Annotated in this window: 2 protein-coding genes; one reads left to right on the top strand and one right to left on the bottom strand. The window is 69.8% G+C overall.

All coding sequences use genetic code 11. The features are described 5' to 3' along the window. Nucleotides 1-77: 77 nt before the first annotated feature. Complete coding sequence (locus tag L995_RS17790) at nucleotides 78-1,094, bottom strand: Bug family tripartite tricarboxylate transporter substrate binding protein (RefSeq protein WP_047472830.1); 1,017 nt, start codon at nucleotides 1,092-1,094, stop codon at nucleotides 78-80. A gap of 100 nt (nucleotides 1,095-1,194) precedes the next feature. Between L995_RS17790 and L995_RS17785 the strand changes: the two genes are divergently transcribed. After that, nucleotides 1,195-1,931 (top strand): LysR family transcriptional regulator (locus L995_RS17785; protein ID WP_047472831.1); only part of this gene is annotated, 737 nt, incomplete at its 3' end.

The following is a 1,931-nucleotide window of genomic DNA, read 5'->3' as shown; positions in this document are numbered from 1 at the left end:
CCGCGTCTGCAAACCAGTGGCCGCTGTCGGCCGGGCCCAGATAGTCCTTCACCAATGACATGCTGTCCTTGCCGGTCTCAGGCCGTGGCGCCCGAGGCCTTGATCACGGCGGCCCACTTGGCGCTCTCCACCTGGATGCGGGCCGCGTACTGCGCGCCATCGCCCAGCAGCGGCACGGCGCCCTCGATGCCCAGGCGCGACTGGAAGGACTCGGCAGACGCCACCTTGAGGACGTCGCGCCCCAGCGCGCGCACCGTCTCGGCGGGCGTGCCCTTGGGCGCGAGGATGCCGTAGGTCAGCGAGCTCTCGAAGTCGGCCAGCGCACGCACGCCGGACTCGGCCACCGTGGGCACGTCGGGCAGCTGGGGCTGGCGTTTGGCGCCAGTCACGGCCAGGGCGCGCAGCTTGCCGGCCTTCACCAGGGCCATGGCCGCGGGAATCACGCCAAAGCTGAAGTCCACATTGCCGCCCACCAGGTCGGTCAGCGACGGGGCCGTGCCCTTGTACGGCACGTGGATGGCCTTGGCGCCCAGCGCGTGGGCGAACATCTCGCCCGTCAGGTGGCCGCCCGTGCCCGAGCCGCTGGAGGCGTAGTTCATCTCGCCGCTGCGCTTGCGCATCTGCTCGGCCAGATCGGCCACGCTGCGCACGGGCGAGGAAGCCGGCACCACCAGCAGCAGGGCCGACGAGGCGAACATGGCCACCGGCTGCAGATCGGTGGCCGCATTGAACTTGAGGCCCGGATACAGCGAGGGATTGATGGACACCGTGCCCGTATGGCCCAGCAGCCAGGTGCTGCCGTCGCCGGCCGCACGCACCACGGCTTCCGTGCCAAGATTGCCGCCCGCGCCGGCCTTGTTCTCCACGATCATCCCGTAGCCGAAGGACTCGTTGAGGCCATGCGCCATCTGCCGCGCGAACACATCGTTGCCGCCGCCCGGCGCAAACGGCACCACCAGGCGGCTGCCGCGCTTTTGGGCCCAGGCCGGCAGCGCACAGGCGGCCAGCGCGGCGGCGGCGGTGGACAGCCACATCCGGCGCGGCAAAGAGGTCTGAGAGGCTTGAGCGGTTTGAGCGGTGGGCCGGGAATCCATGCGTCTGTCTCCTGAAATAGTCGTTGTCACGCAGTGTGGTGCAGCGCAGCCTGGGAAAACAGCAGTTGCATCTGCGTTGTGATTCAAGAAAATGTGTGAAATGGACGTGAGATACATACACAATTTCTTGAGAGTGGTGGACACCGGCTCCATGTCCGAAGCCGCTCGCCAGCTGGACCTGAGCCCCTCGGCCATTGCCCAGCAAATGCGCGTGCTGGAGGGCGAGCTGGGTGCGCCGTTGCTGGTGCGCCATGGCCGCAGCGTGCGCGCCACCGAGGCGGGCGAGCGGCTGTTCGAGCGTGGCCGCCAGCTGCTGCAGGACTTCGAGGGCCTGCGCGAGTGGGTGGCCTCCGACGCGGACGGCGGCGAGCTGCGGCTGGGCACCGTGAACACGGCGCTGCACGGCTTTGTGCCCGCCGTGATGCGGGCCTTCGTGGCGCGCCACGCCGAGGTGCGCATCAGCGTGCGTGCCGGCCTCACGCCCGAGCTGTACACGGCCCTGGTCCAGTCCGAGCTGGACGTGCTGATCTGCCTGCAACCCTCATTCGACCTGCCCAAGACCGTGTGCTGGGCCGAGCTGCGCCAGGAGCCTTTGGTCGTGCTGTGCCGCGCCCGGGATGCGCAGCAGGACCCGCTGGCCCTGCTGCGCACCCGGCCTCTGGTGCGCTACGACCGCTCCCTGGCCGGTGGCCGGCTGGCCGACCGCTACCTGCGCGCCCAGGGCATTGCGCCGCTGGAGCGCATGGAGCTGAACTCGGTGCTGGCCGTGGCCATGATGGTGGACCAGGGGCTGGGCGTGGGCCTGGTGCCCGACATCGGCCCCGTGCTCTCCCAGGG

The sequence above is a fragment of the Delftia sp. ZNC0008 genome (genome assembly GCF_000799035.1).
GTDB classification, from domain to species: Bacteria; Pseudomonadota; Gammaproteobacteria; order Burkholderiales; family Burkholderiaceae_C; genus Comamonas; species Comamonas tsuruhatensis.
This window is presented reverse-complemented; position numbering and strand designations above follow the sequence as displayed.